This window comes from Micromonospora sp. NPDC127501 (genome assembly GCF_040302185.1).
In the GTDB taxonomy this organism is placed as follows: domain Bacteria; phylum Actinomycetota; class Actinomycetes; order Mycobacteriales; family Micromonosporaceae; genus Micromonospora.
In genome coordinates this window covers 34,126-52,255 of the sequence record NZ_JBEORJ010000007.1, presented here as the reverse complement: position 1 = coordinate 52,255, position 18,130 = coordinate 34,126, and the positions used below count along the sequence as shown (strand labels likewise).

Genomic DNA, 18,130 nt, shown 5'->3' with positions numbered 1-18,130 from the left:
CCGGGGAGGTGGTTGGCGGTTCGCGGGAGGGTAAGTCCCACCGACATGGCCGACTCCGCGCTGCTGGACCTCACCGCCGACTACCGGGTGGCCGATGGCCACGACGACGACCCTGTCCTGCTCCGCCCCGACGGCACCCCCGTCGAAACCTGGCGCGAGGACTACCCGTACGACGAGCGACTGGACCGCGAGGAGTACGACCGCGACAAGCGGCTGCTCCAGATCGAGCTGCTGAAACTCCAGGACTGGATCAAGGAGTCCGGAGAGCGTTTGGTGATCCTCTTCGAGGGCCGGGACGCGGCCGGCAAGGGCGGCACCATCAAACGCTTCATGGAGCACCTCAACCCGCGTGGCGCGTCGGTGGTGGCGCTCGCCAAGCCGGACGAGCGGGAAGCCGCCCAGTGGTACTTCCAGCGGTGGCTGGCACACCTGCCGGCGGCCGGCGAGATCGTGCTGTTCGACCGTTCCTGGTACAACCGGGCCGGCGTGGAGCGGGTGATGGGCTTCTGTAGCCGCAAGGAGTACCTGGAGTTCCTGCGGCAGGCCCCGGAGCTGGAACGGATGCTGGTGCGCTCGGGCATCCGGCTGGTCAAGTTCTGGTTCTCGGTCTCCCAGAACGAGCAGCGCACCCGGTTCGCGATCCGCCAGGTCGACCCGGTCCGGCAGTGGAAGCTGTCCCCGATGGACATCGCCTCACTCGACCGGTGGGACGAGTACACCGAGGCCAAGGAGGCGATGTTCTTCTGGACCGACACGGCCGACGCGCCGTGGACGGTGGTGAAGAGCAACGACAAGAAGCGGGCCCGGCTCGAGGCGATGCGGCACGTGCTGCACCGCTTCGACTACACCGGCAAGGACCCCGAGGTGGTCGGCACACCGGACCCGCAGATCATCGGGCCGGCCGGGCTGGACCTGGGGCCGGAGGAAGAGGTGGTGCCGGTGTTTCCCCGGCCCTGAAACGAGCCGGCCGTCGGCGGGTCACCAGCGGCCGAGGCGGGCGGCGAGCACGCTGAGGGCCGCCACCCCGGCGGTGGAGGTGCGCAGCACGGCCGGCCCGAGGCGTACGGGTCGCCCGCCGGCCTCGGCGAAGGCGGTCAACTCGGCCGGGGCGATGCCACCCTCCGGGCCGACCACCAGCACGATCTCGCCGGTGGAGGGCAGCTCGGCGGTGGTGAGCCGGTCCTCGGCCTCCTCGTGCAGCACGAACCCGGCGGCGGCACCGGCGATCCGACGGGCCACCGTGGCGGTGGACTCGTCCGGCGCACCGGCCACCACCGGCAGCCACGGCCGGCGGGCCTGCTTGGCCGCCTCCCGCGCGGTGGCCACCCACTTCTCCCGGGCGCGTACGCCCCGGTCGCCGCGCCACTGGGTCACCGAGCGCGAGGCCGCCCAGGGCACGATCTCGTCCACCCCGACCTCGGTCATCGCCTGCACGGCCAGCTCACCCCGGTCGCCCTTGGCGATGCCCTGCACTGTCACCAGCCGGGGTACGGGCGCGTCCGCGTACCCCCGGGAGGTGATGGTGACCTCCAGGCTGCCCCGGCCGACGGCCGTGACCACGGCGGCGGCCGTGCCACCCCGGCCGTCGGCGAGCAGCAGCTCCTCGCCGACGCGCAAGCGCTGCACGGTGGCGGCGTGATGCCCCTCCGGGCCGTCCAGGGTCAGCGCGTCGCCGGTGGGCAGCGCCTCGACCAGGAACAGCGGTGCGGACACCTCAGGCGTGCCCGTTGAACGCGTCGCGCATCCGGGAGAAGAAGCCGCCCTGCTTGGACAGCTCGGCGACCTCCTCACCACGGGTCTTGGCGAAGTCGCGCAGCATCTTCTCCTGGTCCGGGTCGAGCTTGGTGGGCGTCCGCACGTCCAGGTGCACGTAGAGGTCGCCTCGGCCGGTGCCGCGCAGGTGCGGCACGCCCCGGGCGCGCAGTCGCAGGGTGCTGGCCGGCTGGGTGCCGGCCTTGACGTCGACGGTCTCCTCGCTGTCCAGCGTCTTGATGGTCAGCCGGGTGCCCAGCGCCGCCGCCGTCATCGGCACGGTGACCCGGCAGTGCAGGTCGTCGCCCTTGCGGGAGTACACGTCGTGCGGGCGCTCGTGGATCTCCACGTAGAGGTCACCGGCGGTGCCGCCGCCGGGGCCCACCTCGCCCTGCTGGGCCAGCCGGATCCGCATGCCGTCCTCGACGCCGGCCGGGATCTTGACGGTCAGCGAACGGCGGGTCCGCACCCGGCCGTCGCCGGCGCAGGTGGGGCAGGGGTGCGGGATGGTGGTGCCGTAGCCCTGGCACACGGTGCACGGCCGGGCGGAGACCACCTGGCCGAGGAAGGTGCGCTGCACCGACTGCACCTCGCCCCGACCGCCGCACGCCTCGCACGTCGCCAGGTGGGTGCCGGCGGCCGTACCGGCGCCGGAGCAGGTGGTGCAGAGCACCGCGGTGTCGACGGTGATCGGGGCCTCCACGCCGAAGGCCGTCTCGTGCAGGTCGAGTTCGAGCCGCAGGATCGCGTCGGCGCCCGGGCGGGTACGCGGCCGTGGGCCACGGGCGCCACCTCCGGCACCGCCGAAGAACGCGTCCATGATGTCCTGGAAACCGACGAACGGCCCGGCGCCTCCGGGGCCACCCGGACCGCCGGCACCGCCGCCACCCGGGGCGAGCGGGTCGCCACCCAGGTCGACGATCTGCCGCTTCCGGTCGTCCGAGAGGACCTCGTACGCGGCGTTGATGTCCTTGAACTTCTCCTGAGCCTCCGGGTCCGGATTGACGTCCGGGTGGAACTGGCGCGCCAGCTTGCGGTAGGCGCGCTTGATCTCGTCATCGGAGGCTTCCCGGCTCACACCGAGAATGCCGTAGTAGTCCCTGGCCACTGCGTTCCGTGTCCTCATGTTCGTCTCGCGTTGCGCCGGTCGGCGGCCGCAGCCGGCCGCATCGGCCCTGACCAATCAGTTCTGGGCCAGCAACTCGCCCACGTAGCGTGCCACGGCGCGCACCGTGGCGATGTTGCCGGGGTAGTCCATCCGGGTGGGCCCCAGCACCCCCAGGCCGCCCACGATGGTGGTGCCCGGGCCGTACCCCGTGCTGACCACCGAGGCGGCCCGCAGGTTGTCGAACTCGTTCTCGTCGCCGATCAGCACCCGGGTCGTGCTCGGCTCGGTCTCACCGATGAGCTTGAGCAGCACGACCTCCTCCTCCAGAGCCTCGAGGATCGGCCGCAGGGAGCCCTGGAAGTCGAGCAGGCCGCCCCGGGTGAGGTTCGCGGTGCCGGCGAGCGCGATCCGCTCCTCGTGCCGCTCGACGAGCGTCTCCAGCAGGACGGTGGCGAGCGTGGTCATGGTCGGACGCAGCCCGGTCGGCGCTTCCTCGACCAGCGCCTGCACCAGCGGCGGCGTCTCGGACAGCCGGGCGTTGGCGAGCTTCTCGTTGATCAGGCGGCGCAGGTCGGTGACGTCGTCGGCGGGCACCGGCCCGGGCAGCTCCACGAGTCGCTGCTCCACCCGCCCGGTGTCGGCGATCATGACGAGCATCAGCCGGGTGGTGGAGATCGGTACCAGCTCCAGGTGACGCACCGAGGAGCGGGCCAGGCTCGGGTACTGCACGACGGCGACCTGCCGGGTCAGTTGGGCGAGCAACCGCACCGTGCGGTGCACCACGTCGTCGAGGTCGACCGCGCCGACCAGGAAACGCTCGATGGCCCGGCGCTCGGCCGGGCTGAGCGGCTTGACCCGGGACAACCGGTCGACGAAGAGGCGGTAGCCGCGGTCGGTGGGCACCCGGCCGGCACTGGTGTGCGGCTGCCGGATGTAGCCCTCCTCCTCCAGCACGGCCATGTCGTTGCGGACCGTGGCCGGGGAGACTCCGAGCTGGTGCCGCTCGACCAGCGCCTTGCTGCCGACCGGCTCCTGGGTGGAGACGTAGTCTTCGACGATGGCGCGGAGCACGGCGAGTTTACGGTCGTCGAGACCCATCCTCCGCACCTCCTGTCGCACGTCGGCCGCCGGCGCTCTGGGCCGGCCGGGCCGTCCTGGCACTCGACTGTAACGAGTGCCAGTCTACGTCGGCGGGCCCGCCGACGCGATGATCAACGGCCACCCGTCGGTGCGGCCCACGCCACCAGCGTTGGGCCGATCGGCCCGCACTGCCAGGCGGTGTCGCTCTGGTGCGGCGTTGCCACGGGCCCCTACCGTGACATGCATGACTGAACCTCCTCGCCCTCCCGGGTCGGGCGACCCCGGCAACTACCCGCCGGAGCCCACCTCCCCAGGCCCGTTCCCGTCGGCCGAGCCGCCCACCGCACCACTGTCCGGGGCGCCCGGGCCGGCCGGCTATCCCCCGGCCGGTGGCTATCCGCCGCCCACCGGTGACCAACCGCCGTCAGGCGACTACCCTCCGGCAGGTGGCTACCCTCCGCCCGGTGGTGGCTATCCCCCGCCCGGCGGCTACCCGACCGGCGGGGCCTACGGCGGCCCCGGCGGCGGCTACGCCAACAACGAGGACAAGACCTGGGCGCTGGTCGCGCACTTCGGCGGGGCGCTCGGCGCGCTGGTCAGCTTCGGTCCGCTGGGCTTCGTCGCCCCGCTGATCGCCTACCTGGCCCGTGGCCAGCAGTCGCCGACCGTGCGGGCGCACGCCCTCGCCGCCCTGAACTTCCAGATCCTCTGGTCGATCATCGCGTTCGTGCTGCTCTTCGTGAGCTGGTGCCTGCTCTTCCTGCCCAGCATCGCCGTCGTGGTGATCCAGATCCTGTTCGGGATCATCGCCGGCATCAAGGCCAACGAGGGCACCCCGTACCGCTACCCGATGACGGCCAACTTCATCAAGTGAACCGGGCCGGCCGCTCCCCCGGCCGGTCCGGAGCACCGCTGTCCCGGCCCGGGGGCGGTGGGGCACTCAGGGCAGCAGGTCGCGGACGACCGCGTCGGCGAGCAGCCGCCCGCGCAGGGTGAGCACCGCCCGGCCGGCGGCGTACTCGTCGGCGGCCAGCAGGCCGCCGGCCAGCGCCCGCTCGGCACCGGCCCGGCCGGTGGCGTCGAGCACCGCCAGCGGGAGGCCGCTGGCCAGCCGCAGCCGGAGCATCACGTCCTCCATGTGCGCCTCGTCGACGGTGAGCACCTCCCGGGCCAGGCCGGGAGAGACGCCGGCGGCCAACCGCTGGGCGTACGCCGAGGGGTGTTTCACGTTCCACCAGCGCACCCCACCGACGTGGCTGTGCGCCCCCGGCCCCAGCCCCCACCAGTCCGCGCCGGTCCAGTAGAGCAGGTTGTGCCGGCAGCGGGCCTCCTCGGTGCGGGCCCAGTTGGAGACCTCGTACCAGGAGAGCCCGGCCGCGTCGAGCGCGGCCTCCGCCGCCAGGTAGCGGTCCGCGGCGACGTCGTCACTGGGGTACGCCAGCTCGCCGCGCCGCATCCGGGCGGCGAGCCGGGTGCCGTCCTCGACGATCAGGGCGTACGCGCTGACGTGGTCCACCCCGGCGGCGACGACCTGCTCCAGCGAGGCGGCGAAGTCCTCGGCCCGCTCCCCCGGGGTGCCGTAGATCAGGTCCAGGTTGACGTGCTCGAACCCCGCGTCGCGCGCCTCCAGGGCGGCGGCGGTGGCCCGGCCGGCGCTGTGTTTGCGATCCAGGATCGCCAGCACCCCCGGGGAGGCGGACTGCATGCCCAGCGAGATCCGGGTGTAGCCGGCGGCCCGCAGCAGCTTCAACGATTCCGGGGTGACCGACTCGGGGTTGGCCTCGGTGGTCACCTCGGCGTCGACGGCCAGCCCCCAGGTGCGATCGATGCCGTCGAGGATGCGGGCCAGGTCGTCGGCGGGGAGCAGGGTCGGCGTGCCGCCGCCGACGAAGACGGTGTCGACCCGGGGCGGCGGGGTGTCGCCGAGCACCCGGGCGGCGAGCTTCAGCTCGGCCAGCACGGTGTCCGCGTACCCCTCGCGGCTGGCGCCGCCACCCAGTTCGGCGGCGGTGTAGGTGTTGAAGTCGCAGTAGCCGCAGCGGCTGGCGCAGAACGGCACGTGCACGTACACGCCGAAGCCGCGCGCGCCGACCGCCGCGGTGGCGGTGGCGGGCAACGATCCGTCGACGGGGACGGTCTCACCATCTGGAAGGACGCCGGGCATGGCCACTAGTGTGCCCGGCATGACCTCTCCCGACGTCCTCGTGCGGGTCGCCACGGCCCGTGGGGTGACCACCCTCACCCTGGACAGCCCGCACAACCGCAACGCGCTCTCCACCGGCCTGATGACCCAACTGCTGGCCGGGCTGGCGGACGCGATCGCCGACGAGGCGGTCCGAGTGATCGTGCTCGACCACACCGGCCCGGTCTTCTGCTCCGGCGCGGACCTGAAGGAGACTGCCGCGGCGTACGCCAGCGGGACGGTGCCGGCCGGGATGCTGGGTGACGTGCTCGCGGCGCTCTGGGAGTGCCCCAAGCCGGTGCTGGCCCGGGTCGGCGGGCCGGCGCGGGCCGGTGGGCTGGGCCTGATCGCCGCCGCCGACCTTGCGGTCTGCGCCGACGAGGCGACGTTCGCGTTCACCGAGGTACGCATCGGGGTGATCCCGGCGGTGATCTCGGCGACCGTGCTGCCCCGGCTGCACCCCCGCGCCGCCGCCGAGCTGTACCTGACCGGCGACACCTTCGACGGTCGCCGCGCCGCCGAGATCGGCCTGGTGACGGCCTCGGTCCCGGCGGACGGGTTGGACGACGCGGTACGGGGCTACTGCGACTCGCTGGTGCGCGGCGCGCCCGGGGCGCTGGCCGGCGCGAAGGAGTTGCTGCGCCGGCCGGGTACCGCCGAGTTGCGCGCCGACCTGGCTCGCCTCTCCGCCGTCTCGACCGGCTACTTCCTCTCGGACGAGGGGCGTGAAGGGGTCACCGCGTTCCGCGAACGTCGACCGGCGCGCTGGGTGCCCACCCTCGACGACTGACGGCCGGGGCGCCACCGGGAGCGGCGGCGCCCCAGGGTCGGGTCACCAGGCGGTCGCGCCGCCGTCGACCGGGTAGTTCGCCCCGGTGATGTACGACGCCCGGTCGGACGCGAGGAAGACCACCAGCTCGACGACCTCCTCGGGGCGCGCGAAGCGCTTGAGGAGCGTCTTGGCGGTGATGGCGTCCCGGGCCTCCTGGTTGTCGCCGAGGTCGCGTTCGCTGGCCGGGGTGAGGGTGGGCCCGGGGCTGACCGCCACCGCGCGGATGCCGTGCGGCGCCCCTTCGAGGGCGAGCTGTCGCGTCATGCCGATGATGCCGGCGTTCGCGGCGGTGTGACCGACCATCGGCGGGACGTGGCCGCCGATCATCCCGGCCATGGAGGCGGCGCTGATGATGACACCGCCACCGCGCCGGACCAGGTGCGGCCAGGCGAACTTCGACACGAAGTACGGAATGTCGAGTTCTCCGGTGATGGTGTAGCGCCAGTCCTGCACGGAGAAGTCCGGCATCGGGCCGAAGCGGAGCGCGGCTGCGTTGTTGTAGACGACGTCAAGCCCGCCGTAGGCGGCCGCGGCGTCGTCGACGAGCTTGCGTACCTGCTCGGGGTCGGTGAGGTCGACCGGCGCGATGCCGGTCATCTCGCCGCCGGCGCGACGGACGAGTTCGACGGTCTCGTCGTTACCGGCGACCTGGAGGTCGGCCCCGACGACCTTCGCGCCCTCGCGCGCGAAGGTCAGCGCCGCGACGCGACCGAGACCACCGCCGGTGCCGGTGATCAGCACGACCTTGCCATCGAGCGTTCCCATGGAACTCCTCCTCGTTCGTCGACCATGCGCCCGGGTATGGGCGAGTAGGTCGGATTGATATGTCAACTGGCTCAAGTCCTTGACCGCTCAATCGCTTCCCGTTGCCGGTTACCCGGTGACGCTCCCGACAGCCCTGCACCGGGCGAGCGCCAGGAACGACGTGGCAGGTGAGATCGCGACCAAAGCGGGAACGTCACCAACGGCACGCGACAGCGGAGCGGAGCCCGAACCGGTCGGAGTCGGCCAGGCTGGGCCCGAACCACTCGGACGACCCGCGGAGGGCCAGCGGGGACGTACGCTTGTCAGACTGTCGATCTGGGGGTGTGGGTGCGAACTCGGGCAACCGTGGCGGGTGGAGTGGTGCTCATCCTCGTCGCCGTGATCGCGATCTGGCTCGTCGTACGGCAGGTGGGCGACAACCTGACGTTGCCGCTGGTGGCACGCAAGTGCACCGTGCAGGCCGACGGACGGGTCGCCCTGGACGCCGACCAGATGGCCAACGCGGCGACCATCGCCGCGATCGGCGCGAAGCGTGGAATGCCCGAGCGGGCCGTCGTGGTCGCGCTCGCCACCGCGTACCAGGAGTCCGGGCTGCGCAACCTCGCCGACGGCGACCGCGACTCGGTCGGCCTGTTCCAGCAACGGCCGAGCCAGGGCTGGGGCACTCCGGCGCAGATCCGCGACCCCCGCTACGCGGCCAACCGGTTCTACGCGGCCCTCAAGAAGGTGCGCGGCTGGGAGGAGATGCGGGTCACCGATGCCGCCCAGCGGGTGCAACGCTCGGCGTTCCCCGAGGCGTACCAGAAGTGGTCCGACGACTCCGAGGTGCTCAGCCGGGCCCTGCTCGGCGACGCCAGCGGCGCTGTCGCCTGCTCGGTGGGGCGCACCCCGGCGATGCACGGCGCGGCGGCGGCGGCGCAACTGACCCGCAACCTGGTGCTGGACTGGGGGCTCAAGGGCACCGACCCGACCGACCCGACCGGGTTGGCGGTGACTCCGGGCGACCAGCGCGACGGCTGGCGGTACGCGCACTGGCTGGTCTCGCACGCCCAGGACCACGGCGTGAAGCGGGTCCGCTTCGGCGACCTGGAGTGGACCGCCCGCGACGGCTCGTGGGGCCGGGTGGACGGCCGACAGAACCCCGCCGGCCAGGTGGTGGCCGAGGTGTTCAACGAGGGCTGACCGACCCGGATCTCTTAACCGGCAGTCACCGCACAATCGGGCAATACCTGCCAAATCGCACTATTGATCGCCGATATCTCACTCTGCGCGTTTCTTCCGCTGCATGGGGTCCCGCCCTGGCCCAATCCCGCGCCACACCCTCCCCGACGCCTGGGCCGCCGCGTTACGATCGGCGGCCTGTGCCAGAAAAGGTTTCACCTCATGGGGAGGGGTACGACGCGGTGTTCGATTACGGCGACCGGACCGGTTACGAACCGATCAGCGACACTGACCGCAAGGAGTTCCACGAGCAGGGCTTCCTCCTGCTGCGCAACGTCCTGACGGAGGACCACCGGGCGGCGCTGGAGGCGGCGGTCGACCGCGTCTACGCGGAGGAGCAGGCCAAGGGCACCACCAAGAAGGACGGCACCCTGCACCTGCTGGGCTTCCTGGAGCGCGACGAGCTCTTCGGTGAGCTGCTGACCCACCCGATCGCCTTCCCGTACATGTGGGGGCTGGCCGGCTGGAACATCTACACCCACCACAACCACCTGGACGTCACCCCGCCGGCCGCCGAGCCGGAGAAGCCGTACTGGGGTTGGCACCAGGACGGGTACCGGCAGAACTCCGACCCGGAGACGATGGACCCGAACCTGCCTCGGCCGATGTTCTCGCTGAAGGTCGCGTACGTGCTGTCGGACCTCTCCGAGACCGGCCGCGGCGCCACCAAGGTCATCCCGGGCAGCCACCTGAAGAACTCGCTGCCCCGGCCGGCGGACCTCACCGTGCAGAACCCCGACCCGGAGGGCACGGTGGAGATCACCGCCAACCCGGGCGACGCCTTCATCTTCGACCGCCGGCAGTGGCACTCGCGGTCGACGAACCTGTCGACCATCACCCGCAAGATGCTCTTCGTCGGCTACACCTACCGGTGGATCCGTCCGCTGGACGAGCTGCACCCCGACGTGAACGGCGAGTGGTACCGCAACCGCACCCCAGTGCAGCGCCAGCTGATCGGTGAGGGCACCCACACCGCCAACTACTGGGGCATCAACTGGGACGGGTACGTCGACGACGAGATCCCGCTGCGCAAGGAGCTCAAGGAGCGCGGTCTGCTCGACCGCAACATCCCCTGGCTCCGCTGATCCGCTGCTCGTAGGACGGCCCCCTGCCGACGCTCAGCGTTGGCAGGGGGCCGTTTCACGTCTGCGTACCCGACCGCTCGGGGCCGGCCCGTTCCCGACACCGGAGACCGCACTGTCGGTAGCGTGGCGGGTGCGCAGGTCGGGGCGCGGCGCCCAGGGCGTGGGGTGGCACAGGAGGCAGCGCAGTGACATCCGCTCCGCTCCCCCGGATCCTCCGCCGCCGCGGCGAGCCGGAATACCCGACCTTCCTGGAACTCTTCTTCGATCTCGTCTACATCTTCATGTTCTCCCGGCTCGCTGCCAGCCTGGCCGAGAACCTCACCGTCCGGGGCGCGGCGCAGACCGCCGTCCTGCTGCTGGCCGCCTGGTGGGTCTGGGTGCTGACCGCGTGGCTCACCGACCTGTTCAACCCCCGCCTGCCGATCATCCAGGCGACCACCCTGCTGGTCATGCTCGGCACCCTGCTGATGGCGATCGCGACCCCGTACGCCTTCGGTCGGTACGGGTGGCTCTTCGTCGCGGCCTACTTCGCCATTCACCTGGTCCGCGACGCCGTCCTGATCCCCGGCACCCGCGTGAACCGGCCGATCCAGGCCAGGAGCATCCGGGTTTTCTTCTGGTTCGGCGTCACCGTGACGCCCTGGGTGGCCGGGGTGTTCGCGGACGAGACCGCCCGACTGGTGCTCTGGTCTATCGCGGTGGCGGTCGACCTCGGCTCTGCCCGGGTCGGCTGGCCGACGCCGAGGCTTGGGCGTACCGAGCTTGCCAGCCAGATCTTCACCGGGGTGCACCTCTCCGAGCGGCACCGAGCGATCTTCATCGTCGCCCTCGGCGAATTGATCCTGAGCACCGGCACGGGGCTGGCCGGCAGCGGATTCACGGCCGGCGCGGTGGCCACCAGCGCGGTCGCGTTCGTCAGCGCGGTACTGCTGTTCCAGCTCTACTTCCAGCGGGTCCAGCGGATCCTCGCACCACCGAGCGTCGCCACTGTGGAACGGGTCCGCTCCGGCACCTCCACCTCGTACAGCCATCTGGTCATGGTGGCCGGGGTGGTGCTGGTCTCGACCAGCACCTCGCTGGTCATCGACCGGCCGTTTGGCCGCGCTCCGGTCGCGCTGATGGTCGCCACCCTCGGCGGACCGGTCCTGTTCCTGCTCGGCAGCGTCCTGTTCGATGCCGTGGTGACCGGCCGGACCCTCTGGTCGCGGGTGCTGGCGATCGTGGTGTTGTGTGCCCTGGTGGCACCCGCGACCCTCCTGTTCCCGCCCCTGGCCGCCCTGATGCTGGCGAACCTGGTCCTGCTGGTCACCCTGGTCGGGGAAGGGCTGGCCGCGCGCAGGCGCCTGGTCGGAGCCGCCGCGCCATCGTGATGAAGGGACCTCGGGAGCCGTCGTCGAGAGTCACCGCAGCATCGGTGGTGCCGGCGTACGCGTGTGTCGCCGGGTGCTCACCAGGTTCGCCACGGCGATCAGGAGCAGCACCGCCATGGCGAGCAGGGCGACCAGCACCGGCGGCAGCAGTGGCGTGGCCGGTGCCACGCCCGCCAGCAGCACCAGTCCGGCCAACCGGGACCGCGAGATCCGCCCGAACACGGTGAAATCGAGGACACCCCGGCCGACCAGGTACAACGCGGGTCCGCCGAGGATCACCGCGGCCCACGAGGGCGGGGTCTCGCCCAAGGGGCGGCTCACCACGAGCCGGCTGGTGACCGCCGCGCCGATGATTCCGGCCACCATGATCAGGTGGGTGACCGCGGCGGACTGGGTGAGCAGCGCCGGGTTGGACGATCGGGAGATCGCGTCGGTCAGCAGCTCACCTGCGCGGTAGATGTAGATCCGCCACATCAACACGATGGTGGTGAACACCACGAGTAGGGCCGAGGCACGCTCCAGCGTGTACTCGCTCATGCTGAAGGTCGTTCCGGTCACGAAGATCGAGACACCGAGCGCGACGATGACGAACTGCCGGTAACGCTCGGCCACCCGCGCGCCGACCAGCCGCCAGTCGCGGGGCCGTGAGCGGCCGATCCCGGGTACCGGCCAGCCCAACGCCGCCGCGCCGTACTCGACGACGGCAGCGAGCACCCAGATCGCCAACTGCCCCGAACCGCCCAGGAGTGCCCCACCGATCCAGCCAACGCCGGCGACGGCCTCCCAGATCAGGATCCGGATGCTGCGCCGCGGCGGCCTCCTGCGCGAGATGACCAGGATGTAGTAGGCCGCGGTACTGAGGTGGATGACCACGTACGTGGTGGCGAAGAGCAGCCGGCGATCGCCGTACGCGTCAGCCGCGAGCGCGGCCAGCAGCAGGCTGGCCGCCGCCACCCAGATGAACTGCCCCTGCCCGGCCGGGCGGGTCAGGTCGACGCTGTCCGCCGTCCACACGGTCAGCGCCCAGATCATCGTGAACCCGAGCAGCAGCACCAGCGTCCCGACGACGCCCGTCCAGGTCAGGTCGTCGGCCAGCACCGTTGCCAAGGTGACCAGCGCGAAGACGTAGACGAGGTCGAAGAAGAGCTCCAGGAACGCCGGACGCTCCAGGCCCGGGTCGGGGGATGACGCCGCCGCGGCACCGCCGTCCGTCGTCATCGACATCGCGCTCCACCCGGTCCCGCCGCACGCCCTCCGTGGGGACAATACGGGCAAGTCCGTCGCCGGGCCCGTCATCGGGGTTCTTCCGGACGCGGATCCGCCGAGCTCGTCGGTGCTCGTCGCGGCGTCGTGGCGGATGCCGTCGTGGGCGGTCAGCCCCGGGCGGCGAGGCGTCGGCGAGCCTTCTCCCGGATCGGCTCCGGCAGGTCCTCGGCGTCGAGCAGCCGCGGCAACAACTCCGGCTCCAGGCTGTTCGCCCGGAACACCTCGCCGATGGTGACACCGTGCGCCGGCCGGTCCACCACCTCGACCGGGTCGCCCGCGCCGACCTCCCCCTCGCGCAGCACCCGCAGGTAGGCCCCGGGCGATGCCCGGACGGTGAACCGCTTGATCAGATCCGGTACGCCCCAGAACCCGGCGAAGGTGGTGCAGGGGGTGCGCGGTTTGGTGACCTGGAGCAGTGCGGAGCCGACCTGCCACTGCTCGCCGATCACCGCACCCGTCACGTCGACCGCGTAGGTGGTGAGGTTCTCGCCGAAGCCGCCGGACGGTATGGCGCGGCCCAGTTCGGCCACCCACCAGGCGGCGTCCTCCTCCGCGTAGGCGTAGACCGCCTGGTCCGGGCCACCGTGATGGGCCCGCTCGCCGATGAAGTCGCCCGCCAGGCCGCCGGTGAGCAGCGAAACCGGGCCGTCGACCGGCCGCTTGTCGATGCCGCTGCGACCGCTCGCGTCGCCGGCCCACCCCGCCTCGGTCACGATGCCGAGGTTCACCGCTGCCACCCTGCCCGTCATGACCGCCAGCCTAGTTGGCGGTCCAACGCCGGCCAGCCCTCCCGGCCGGGCGTCAGCACCGGCGTCAGCTCTCGCGGCGCGGGGTCAGCCCTTGACGGCGCCGGCCACCAGGCCGGAGACCATCCGACGCTGCACCAGCAGGAAGAAGATGATGACCGGCAGGGTGAACAGGGTGGACGCGGCCATCACCGGCCCCCAGTTGGTGTCGTCCCGACCGAAGAAGAAGGTCATCGCCACCGGCAGCGTGTAGCTGCCCTGGTCGTTGATGAACGTCAACGCGAAGATCAGCTCGTTCCACGCCGTGATGAAGGAGAAGATGCTGGTGGCCACCAGGCCGGGCGCGACCAGCGGGAAGAGCACCCGGCGGAAGATCTGGGCCCGGCTGGCCCCGTCGATCGCCGCCGCCTCCTCCAGCTCCTTCGGCACCGCGGCGACGAAGCCGCGCAGCATCCAGACCGCGAACGGCAGCGAGAAACCGAGGTACGTGAGGATCAGGCTGGGCAGGGTGTTGTAGAGACCGAGCCGCTGGATCATCAGGAACAGCGGGATGACCAATGCCTCCAGCGGGATCATCTGGACCACCAGCAGCATGATCAGGAAGCTGGTCCGCAGCTTGAAGCGGAACCGGGCCACCGCGGTCGCGGCGAGCAACGCCACCAGACCGCTGAGCACCACCGTGGAGACGGCTACCAGCGCGCTGTTGAGGAAGAAGTCGAGGAAGCTGACACCGGGGATCAGGTTACCGGTCAGGATCTCCCGGTAGTGCGCCAACGTCGGATGCGTCGGTACCGGCTGCGGGGTGGCCGAGAAGATATCGCTGCTCGGCTTCAGCGAGGTGGAGATCATCCAGTAGACCGGAAACGCCGCGAAGAGCGCGACCAGCAGCCCGGCGCCGTTGAGGGCGATTTTCTTCACGACTCGTCCTCCTGCCTGAGCACCATCCGTACGTAGAAGCCGGTGACCACGAGCAGGATCAGCGTGAGGATCACCGCGATGGCCGCGCCGAGCCCGTACTTGGGCGGCGGGGAGAAGGCTTCGGCGTACGAGTAGATGGCGAGCATGAACGTGGGCCGGTCCTGGGTGCCGCCGGCCAGCACGAACTGCTGGGTGAAGACCTTGAAGTCCCAGATCGTGGAGAGCACGATCAGGATCCCGAAGACCGGGCGCAGCAGCGGGAAGGTGATCTTCCAGAAGACCCGCCACGGGCTGGCGCCGTCCACCCGGGCCGCCTCGTGCAGCTCACTCGGCACGCTCTTGAGACCGGCCAGCACACTCACCGCGATGAACGGGAACGAGTGCCAGACCACCACCAGGGTGAGGATGGCGAAGAAGAGCAGCGGCGAGTTGAACCAGCCGTAGCCGGTCCAGTCGCTGCGCCCGAAGAGGCTGTTCGAGAGCCCGTCCGGCAACGCGTTGAACAGCCACGTGACCAGGCCACTCGTGTCGTCGAAGATCCACTTCCAGACGATGGTCCCGGTCAGCGCCGGCGTGGCCCAGGCGAGCATCACGCAGCTGGCCACGAACGTCGCCATCTTGCGACCGAGCCGGTTGAGCAGCAGCCCCACCAGGGTGCCGAGCACCATGGTGAGCAGCACGTTGGCGGCGGCGAACAGGACCGTGTTGCGCAGCACGGTCAGGAAGAACGGGTCGGAGAGGATGTCGACGTAGTTGCCGAACCCCACCCACGGCCACTCCCGATCGCCGCGCAACTGCCGGACGCTGTTCAACCGGTAGAAGGACATCACCACCACCTGGCCGAGCGGCCAGAGCAGCAGCACCCCGATGATCAGCAGGGCGGGCAGGAGCAGCAGGTAGGGCAGGCGGTCAACCCGGCGACGCCGCCGCGCGGGGTTCTCCCGCGCGGCGGCCGTCTCCGGCACCTCGGTCAGCGTGGTCACTTGGCGTTGAGGATGCTTTCCATCTCACCGGCCGCATCGGCGGTAGCCTTCTCGACCGTCTTCTGACCCTTCATGACCGAGCTGTTCATCGCCTGGGTCACCGTCTTCGTCCGGCTGACCTCCACCCACTTCGGGGTGAGCGGCGTGAGCTTGGTGTTCTGCATGGTGGTGGCGAACGCCGCCATCACCTTGTCGTTCGCGTACGCGTCACCGGAGACAAGGTCCTTGTAGACCGGGAAGAAGCCGAGGCTGCTCGCGAAGCTCTGCGCGTTCTTCTTGTTGAGCAGCACGGTCAGGTAGTCCCAGGCCAGGTCCTGCCGCTCGCTGTCCTTCCAGATCGCCACGTCCGAGCCGCCCGCGAAACCGGGCGCGGCCTTGCCGTCCGGACCGGGGATCGGGAACGTACCCCAGACCTTCTCGATCTCGGGGTTGTCCTTCTTGATGGCACCCTGCTGCCAACTGCCGGCGAATGCCATCGCGGCCTTGCCGGTGGCGAACTGGGTACGCGCGTCGATCTCGTTCCAACCCGCCGCCGCCGGCGGGGCGACCTTGTGCACGGTCACCAGGTCGGTCCAGAACTTGACGGCCCGCTGCGCCTCAGGCGTGGTGTAGCCGGACTTCCAGGTGCCGCCCTGGTTGCTGGCGATCTCGCCGCCGGCGCCCCAGAGGAAGGAGTAGAAGGGCAGCTCGGAGTTGCCGGGCAGGGCGATGCCGTAGGTGCCCTTCTTCTTCGCCTGCACGGCCTTGGCCACCGTGACCAGCTCGTCCCAGGTCTTCGGGGGCTGCACGCCGGCCTCGGCGAACCAGTCGGTGCGGTAGTAGATCGCGCGCACACCGGCGTACCAGGGCACGCCGTACTGCTTGCCGTCGAGCTGCGCGTTGCGCACCAGGTCGGGCAGCAGATCCTTGCCGTCGGCCCAGCCGCCCATCCGACCACTCACGTCGGCGAGCGCCTCCTGGGCGGCCCAACCCTGAGTCTCGGTGTTACCCAGCTCGGTGACGTCCGGCCCCTCACCGCCGGCGAGCGCCGCCTGGAACTTCTTGGGCGCCTCCAGCCAGGGGATGTACTGCACGACCACGTCGGTGTCGGGGTGCTTCTGGCGGAACTCGGCCTCGACCCCGTCGAGGAAGGAGTTCTGCGCGTCCCCACCCTCGCCCATCATCCAGACCGTGAGCTTGCTGTCGTCGGCCGCATCGTCGCCGGAGCCTCCACAGCCGGTCAGCACCATCGCGGCCGAGGCCACCATGGCGGTGACCGGGGCCAGCCGCTTCCACCTGTTCACGCCACTTCTCCCCTCGCGCCGCCTGGAACTAACCTTCTCCGCCGCACCCTAGTACGGAGAATTCCTTTACGACAGTGGGCGGGGCTGGCCGAAGCGTGGCGACCGTACCGCAGCGGCCCGATGACCGGCACTCCAACATCCGGCCAAAGTTGGGCCTTTCAGCACGAAAGAGCGCCCGGCTCTCGGCCGGGCGCTCTTTCCAGTCGTGCTGTCCTACCAGTGGTGCTGTGTCGCCAGATGATGCCGGGTCGTTATCGGGTGACGCTGCGGCGGCGACCCACACCGGCCACCAGAGCGACAGCGATCGCGGCCACCACGACCTGCACCAGCAGCTCGGCCCAGTCGATACCGCTCGTCTCGGTCGCGATGCCGATGGCCCGCGCCAGGACGGTGCCCAGCAGCGCAGCGCCGACACCGATCAGCAGGTGCAGCCAGATCGGCATGTTCTGCCGGCCCGGGACGACCAGGCGGCCAAGCGCGCCGACGATGAGACCAACAACGATCGCAGTGATGATGCCCCACACGGTGAGCTCCACGGCCACCCTCCTTCAAAGAATGTCTGACACACGAGTTGTGTGCTTCCTGTCGTGACGGCTAAGTGCCCGACCCACCGAAAGCCCAAACCGACTTCGATCACCAAACGATCACGACTTGGCCGACAGGGACACGTTCCACCGCGGTCCCACCAGCTCCCCGCGCCGCCGGCCCGGCGGGCCCGGCGGGCCCGCCGGGCCCGCCGGGCCGGGCTTGATCAACACGAGGTCATCGAATCCGCGGCAGTGGACCCTCCGGGACACCGCGACATCAGCAGAACCGAGACGATCACCGCATCCAGCTCGCCGGAGACGTCGAGCAGGACCGGCGGCGGCCCTCGCGGCGGGCAGAACGCCGATGGGCGCCCGACCTGTCGGCCGGGCGCCCATCGGAGGTGTCGCGGTGGTACGAGTTGGTGCTGTGGTGTTACCGGGTCACGCGGCGGCGGCCACCCACACCGGCCACCAGAGCGACAGCGATCGCGGCCACCACGACCTGCACCAGCAGCTCGCCCCAGTCGATACCGCTCGTCTCGGTCGCGATGCCGATGGCCCGCGCCAGGACGGTGCCCAGCAGCGCAGCGCCGACACCGATCAGCAGGTGCAGCCAGATCGGCATGTTCTGCCGGCCCGGGACGACCAGCCGGCCGAGCGCGCCGACGATGAGACCGACAACGATCGCAGTGATGATGCCCCACACGGTGAACTCCACGGTCGCCCTCCTTCAAAGAATGTCTGACACACGAGTTGTGTGCTTCCTGTCGTGACGGCTAAGTGCCCGACCCACCGAAAGCCCAAACCGACTCACCTCAATCGGCAACGTCAACAGTCAATGTTTCAAAGGTGCGTCGGTTGACGCGTGAGTACGTCCACACAGGTAGGAGCCCACTTCGTCGACCCGTCGACCCCACAACAGCGACAAAAAGTTTTCGGCACCCGGCGGTCACACTCGACGCAAGGTCGAGCTCAGCCGGCAACTTCGGCGGCCCAACAGACCGACCGGGGC

At 70.7% G+C, this 18,130-nt stretch carries 18 protein-coding genes; 6 read left to right on the top strand and 12 right to left on the bottom strand.

Annotated features, from left to right (window positions below; all coding sequences use genetic code 11):
- Positions 1–45: 45 nt before the first annotated feature.
- Entirely contained in the window at positions 46–957 is a 912-nt protein-coding gene (gene ppk2, locus ABTW72_RS17775) for a polyphosphate kinase 2 (RefSeq protein WP_112677221.1), read from the top strand.
- 21 nt (positions 958–978) lie between these two features.
- On the opposite strand, the gene ABTW72_RS17770 is transcribed toward ppk2, so the two are convergent.
- The 3 genes from ABTW72_RS17770 to hrcA form a co-directional block, all read right to left on the bottom strand.
- Complete coding sequence (locus ABTW72_RS17770) at positions 979–1,713, bottom strand: 16S rRNA (uracil(1498)-N(3))-methyltransferase (protein WP_350860057.1); 735 nt, start codon at positions 1,711–1,713, stop codon at positions 979–981.
- Between the two features lies 1 nt (position 1,714).
- Complete coding sequence (gene dnaJ / locus ABTW72_RS17765; RefSeq protein ID WP_181518639.1) at positions 1,715–2,860, bottom strand: molecular chaperone DnaJ; 1,146 nt, start codon at positions 2,858–2,860, stop codon at positions 1,715–1,717.
- 75 nt (positions 2,861–2,935) lie between these two features.
- On the bottom strand, positions 2,936–3,958 hold the full coding sequence (gene hrcA, locus ABTW72_RS17760; RefSeq protein WP_091409786.1) for a heat-inducible transcriptional repressor HrcA: 1,023 nt from the start codon (positions 3,956–3,958) through the stop codon (positions 2,936–2,938).
- A gap of 226 nt (positions 3,959–4,184) precedes the next feature.
- Here hrcA and ABTW72_RS17755 point away from each other — a divergent pair, with 226 nt between their 5' ends.
- Positions 4,185–4,814 (top strand): DUF4870 domain-containing protein, encoded by a 630-nt coding sequence (locus tag ABTW72_RS17755; RefSeq protein ID WP_350860055.1) that lies wholly within the window; start codon positions 4,185–4,187, stop codon positions 4,812–4,814.
- A gap of 66 nt (positions 4,815–4,880) precedes the next feature.
- On the opposite strand, the gene hemW is transcribed toward ABTW72_RS17755, so the two are convergent.
- Positions 4,881–6,104 carry a radical SAM family heme chaperone HemW gene (gene hemW, locus ABTW72_RS17750; RefSeq protein WP_350860480.1) on the bottom strand — a complete coding sequence of 408 codons (1,224 nt, stop codon included), beginning with the start codon at positions 6,102–6,104 and terminating at the stop codon, positions 4,881–4,883.
- Between the two features lie 19 nt (positions 6,105–6,123).
- On the opposite strand from hemW, the gene ABTW72_RS17745 reads away from it, so the two are divergent.
- Complete coding sequence (locus ABTW72_RS17745; RefSeq protein ID WP_350860053.1) at positions 6,124–6,912, top strand: enoyl-CoA hydratase-related protein; 789 nt, start codon at positions 6,124–6,126, stop codon at positions 6,910–6,912.
- 42 nt (positions 6,913–6,954) lie between these two features.
- Here ABTW72_RS17745 and ABTW72_RS17740 read toward each other — a convergent pair whose 3' ends face one another.
- Complete coding sequence (locus tag ABTW72_RS17740) at positions 6,955–7,719, bottom strand: SDR family NAD(P)-dependent oxidoreductase (protein ID WP_112620159.1); 765 nt, start codon at positions 7,717–7,719, stop codon at positions 6,955–6,957.
- 321 nt (positions 7,720–8,040) lie between these two features.
- Between ABTW72_RS17740 and ABTW72_RS17735 the strand changes: the two genes are divergently transcribed.
- The 3 genes from ABTW72_RS17735 (at position 8,041) to ABTW72_RS17725 (ending at position 11,395) form a co-directional block, all read left to right on the top strand.
- Positions 8,041–8,901, top strand: coding sequence for a hypothetical protein (locus ABTW72_RS17735; protein WP_350860051.1), 861 nt, complete (start codon positions 8,041–8,043; stop codon positions 8,899–8,901).
- A 221-nt stretch (positions 8,902–9,122) separates the two neighbouring features.
- On the top strand, positions 9,123–10,025 hold the full coding sequence (locus ABTW72_RS17730; protein WP_091409805.1) for a phytanoyl-CoA dioxygenase family protein: 903 nt from the start codon (positions 9,123–9,125) through the stop codon (positions 10,023–10,025).
- A 185-nt stretch (positions 10,026–10,210) separates the two neighbouring features.
- Positions 10,211–11,395, top strand: a complete 1,185-nt coding sequence (locus ABTW72_RS17725; protein ID WP_350860049.1) for a low temperature requirement protein A — start codon at positions 10,211–10,213, stop codon at positions 11,393–11,395.
- A 30-nt stretch (positions 11,396–11,425) separates the two neighbouring features.
- Here ABTW72_RS17725 and ABTW72_RS17720 read toward each other — a convergent pair whose 3' ends face one another.
- The 7 genes from ABTW72_RS17720 to ABTW72_RS17690 all read right to left on the bottom strand — a co-directional run bounded on the left by ABTW72_RS17720 (position 11,426) and on the right by ABTW72_RS17690 (position 17,836).
- Entirely contained in the window at positions 11,426–12,619 is a 1,194-nt protein-coding gene (locus ABTW72_RS17720; protein ID WP_350860047.1) for a low temperature requirement protein A, read from the bottom strand.
- 149 nt (positions 12,620–12,768) lie between these two features.
- Positions 12,769–13,410, bottom strand: a complete 642-nt coding sequence (locus ABTW72_RS17715; RefSeq protein ID WP_350860045.1) for an MOSC domain-containing protein — start codon at positions 13,408–13,410, stop codon at positions 12,769–12,771.
- Between the two features lie 84 nt (positions 13,411–13,494).
- Positions 13,495–14,325, bottom strand: a complete 831-nt coding sequence (locus ABTW72_RS17710; protein ID WP_350860043.1) for a carbohydrate ABC transporter permease — start codon at positions 14,323–14,325, stop codon at positions 13,495–13,497.
- Positions 14,322–15,308, bottom strand: coding sequence for a carbohydrate ABC transporter permease (locus ABTW72_RS17705; RefSeq protein ID WP_350860041.1), 987 nt, complete (start codon positions 15,306–15,308; stop codon positions 14,322–14,324). The genes ABTW72_RS17710 and ABTW72_RS17705 overlap by 4 nt, the downstream gene beginning before the upstream one ends.
- The gene (locus ABTW72_RS17700; protein ID WP_350860039.1) at positions 15,305–16,591 is read right to left on the bottom strand and encodes a sugar ABC transporter substrate-binding protein; all 1,287 of its coding nucleotides are present in this window, start codon (positions 16,589–16,591) and stop codon (positions 15,305–15,307) included. Before ABTW72_RS17700 ends, ABTW72_RS17705 begins: the two co-directional genes overlap by 4 nt.
- 251 nt (positions 16,592–16,842) lie before the next feature.
- Complete coding sequence (locus ABTW72_RS17695) at positions 16,843–17,127, bottom strand: GlsB/YeaQ/YmgE family stress response membrane protein (RefSeq protein ID WP_091410004.1); 285 nt, start codon at positions 17,125–17,127, stop codon at positions 16,843–16,845.
- A 424-nt stretch (positions 17,128–17,551) separates the two neighbouring features.
- A complete protein-coding gene (locus tag ABTW72_RS17690; RefSeq protein WP_350860037.1) occupies positions 17,552–17,836 on the bottom strand; it encodes a GlsB/YeaQ/YmgE family stress response membrane protein in 285 nt (94 codons plus the stop codon).
- Between the last annotated feature and the right edge of the window lie 294 nt (positions 17,837–18,130).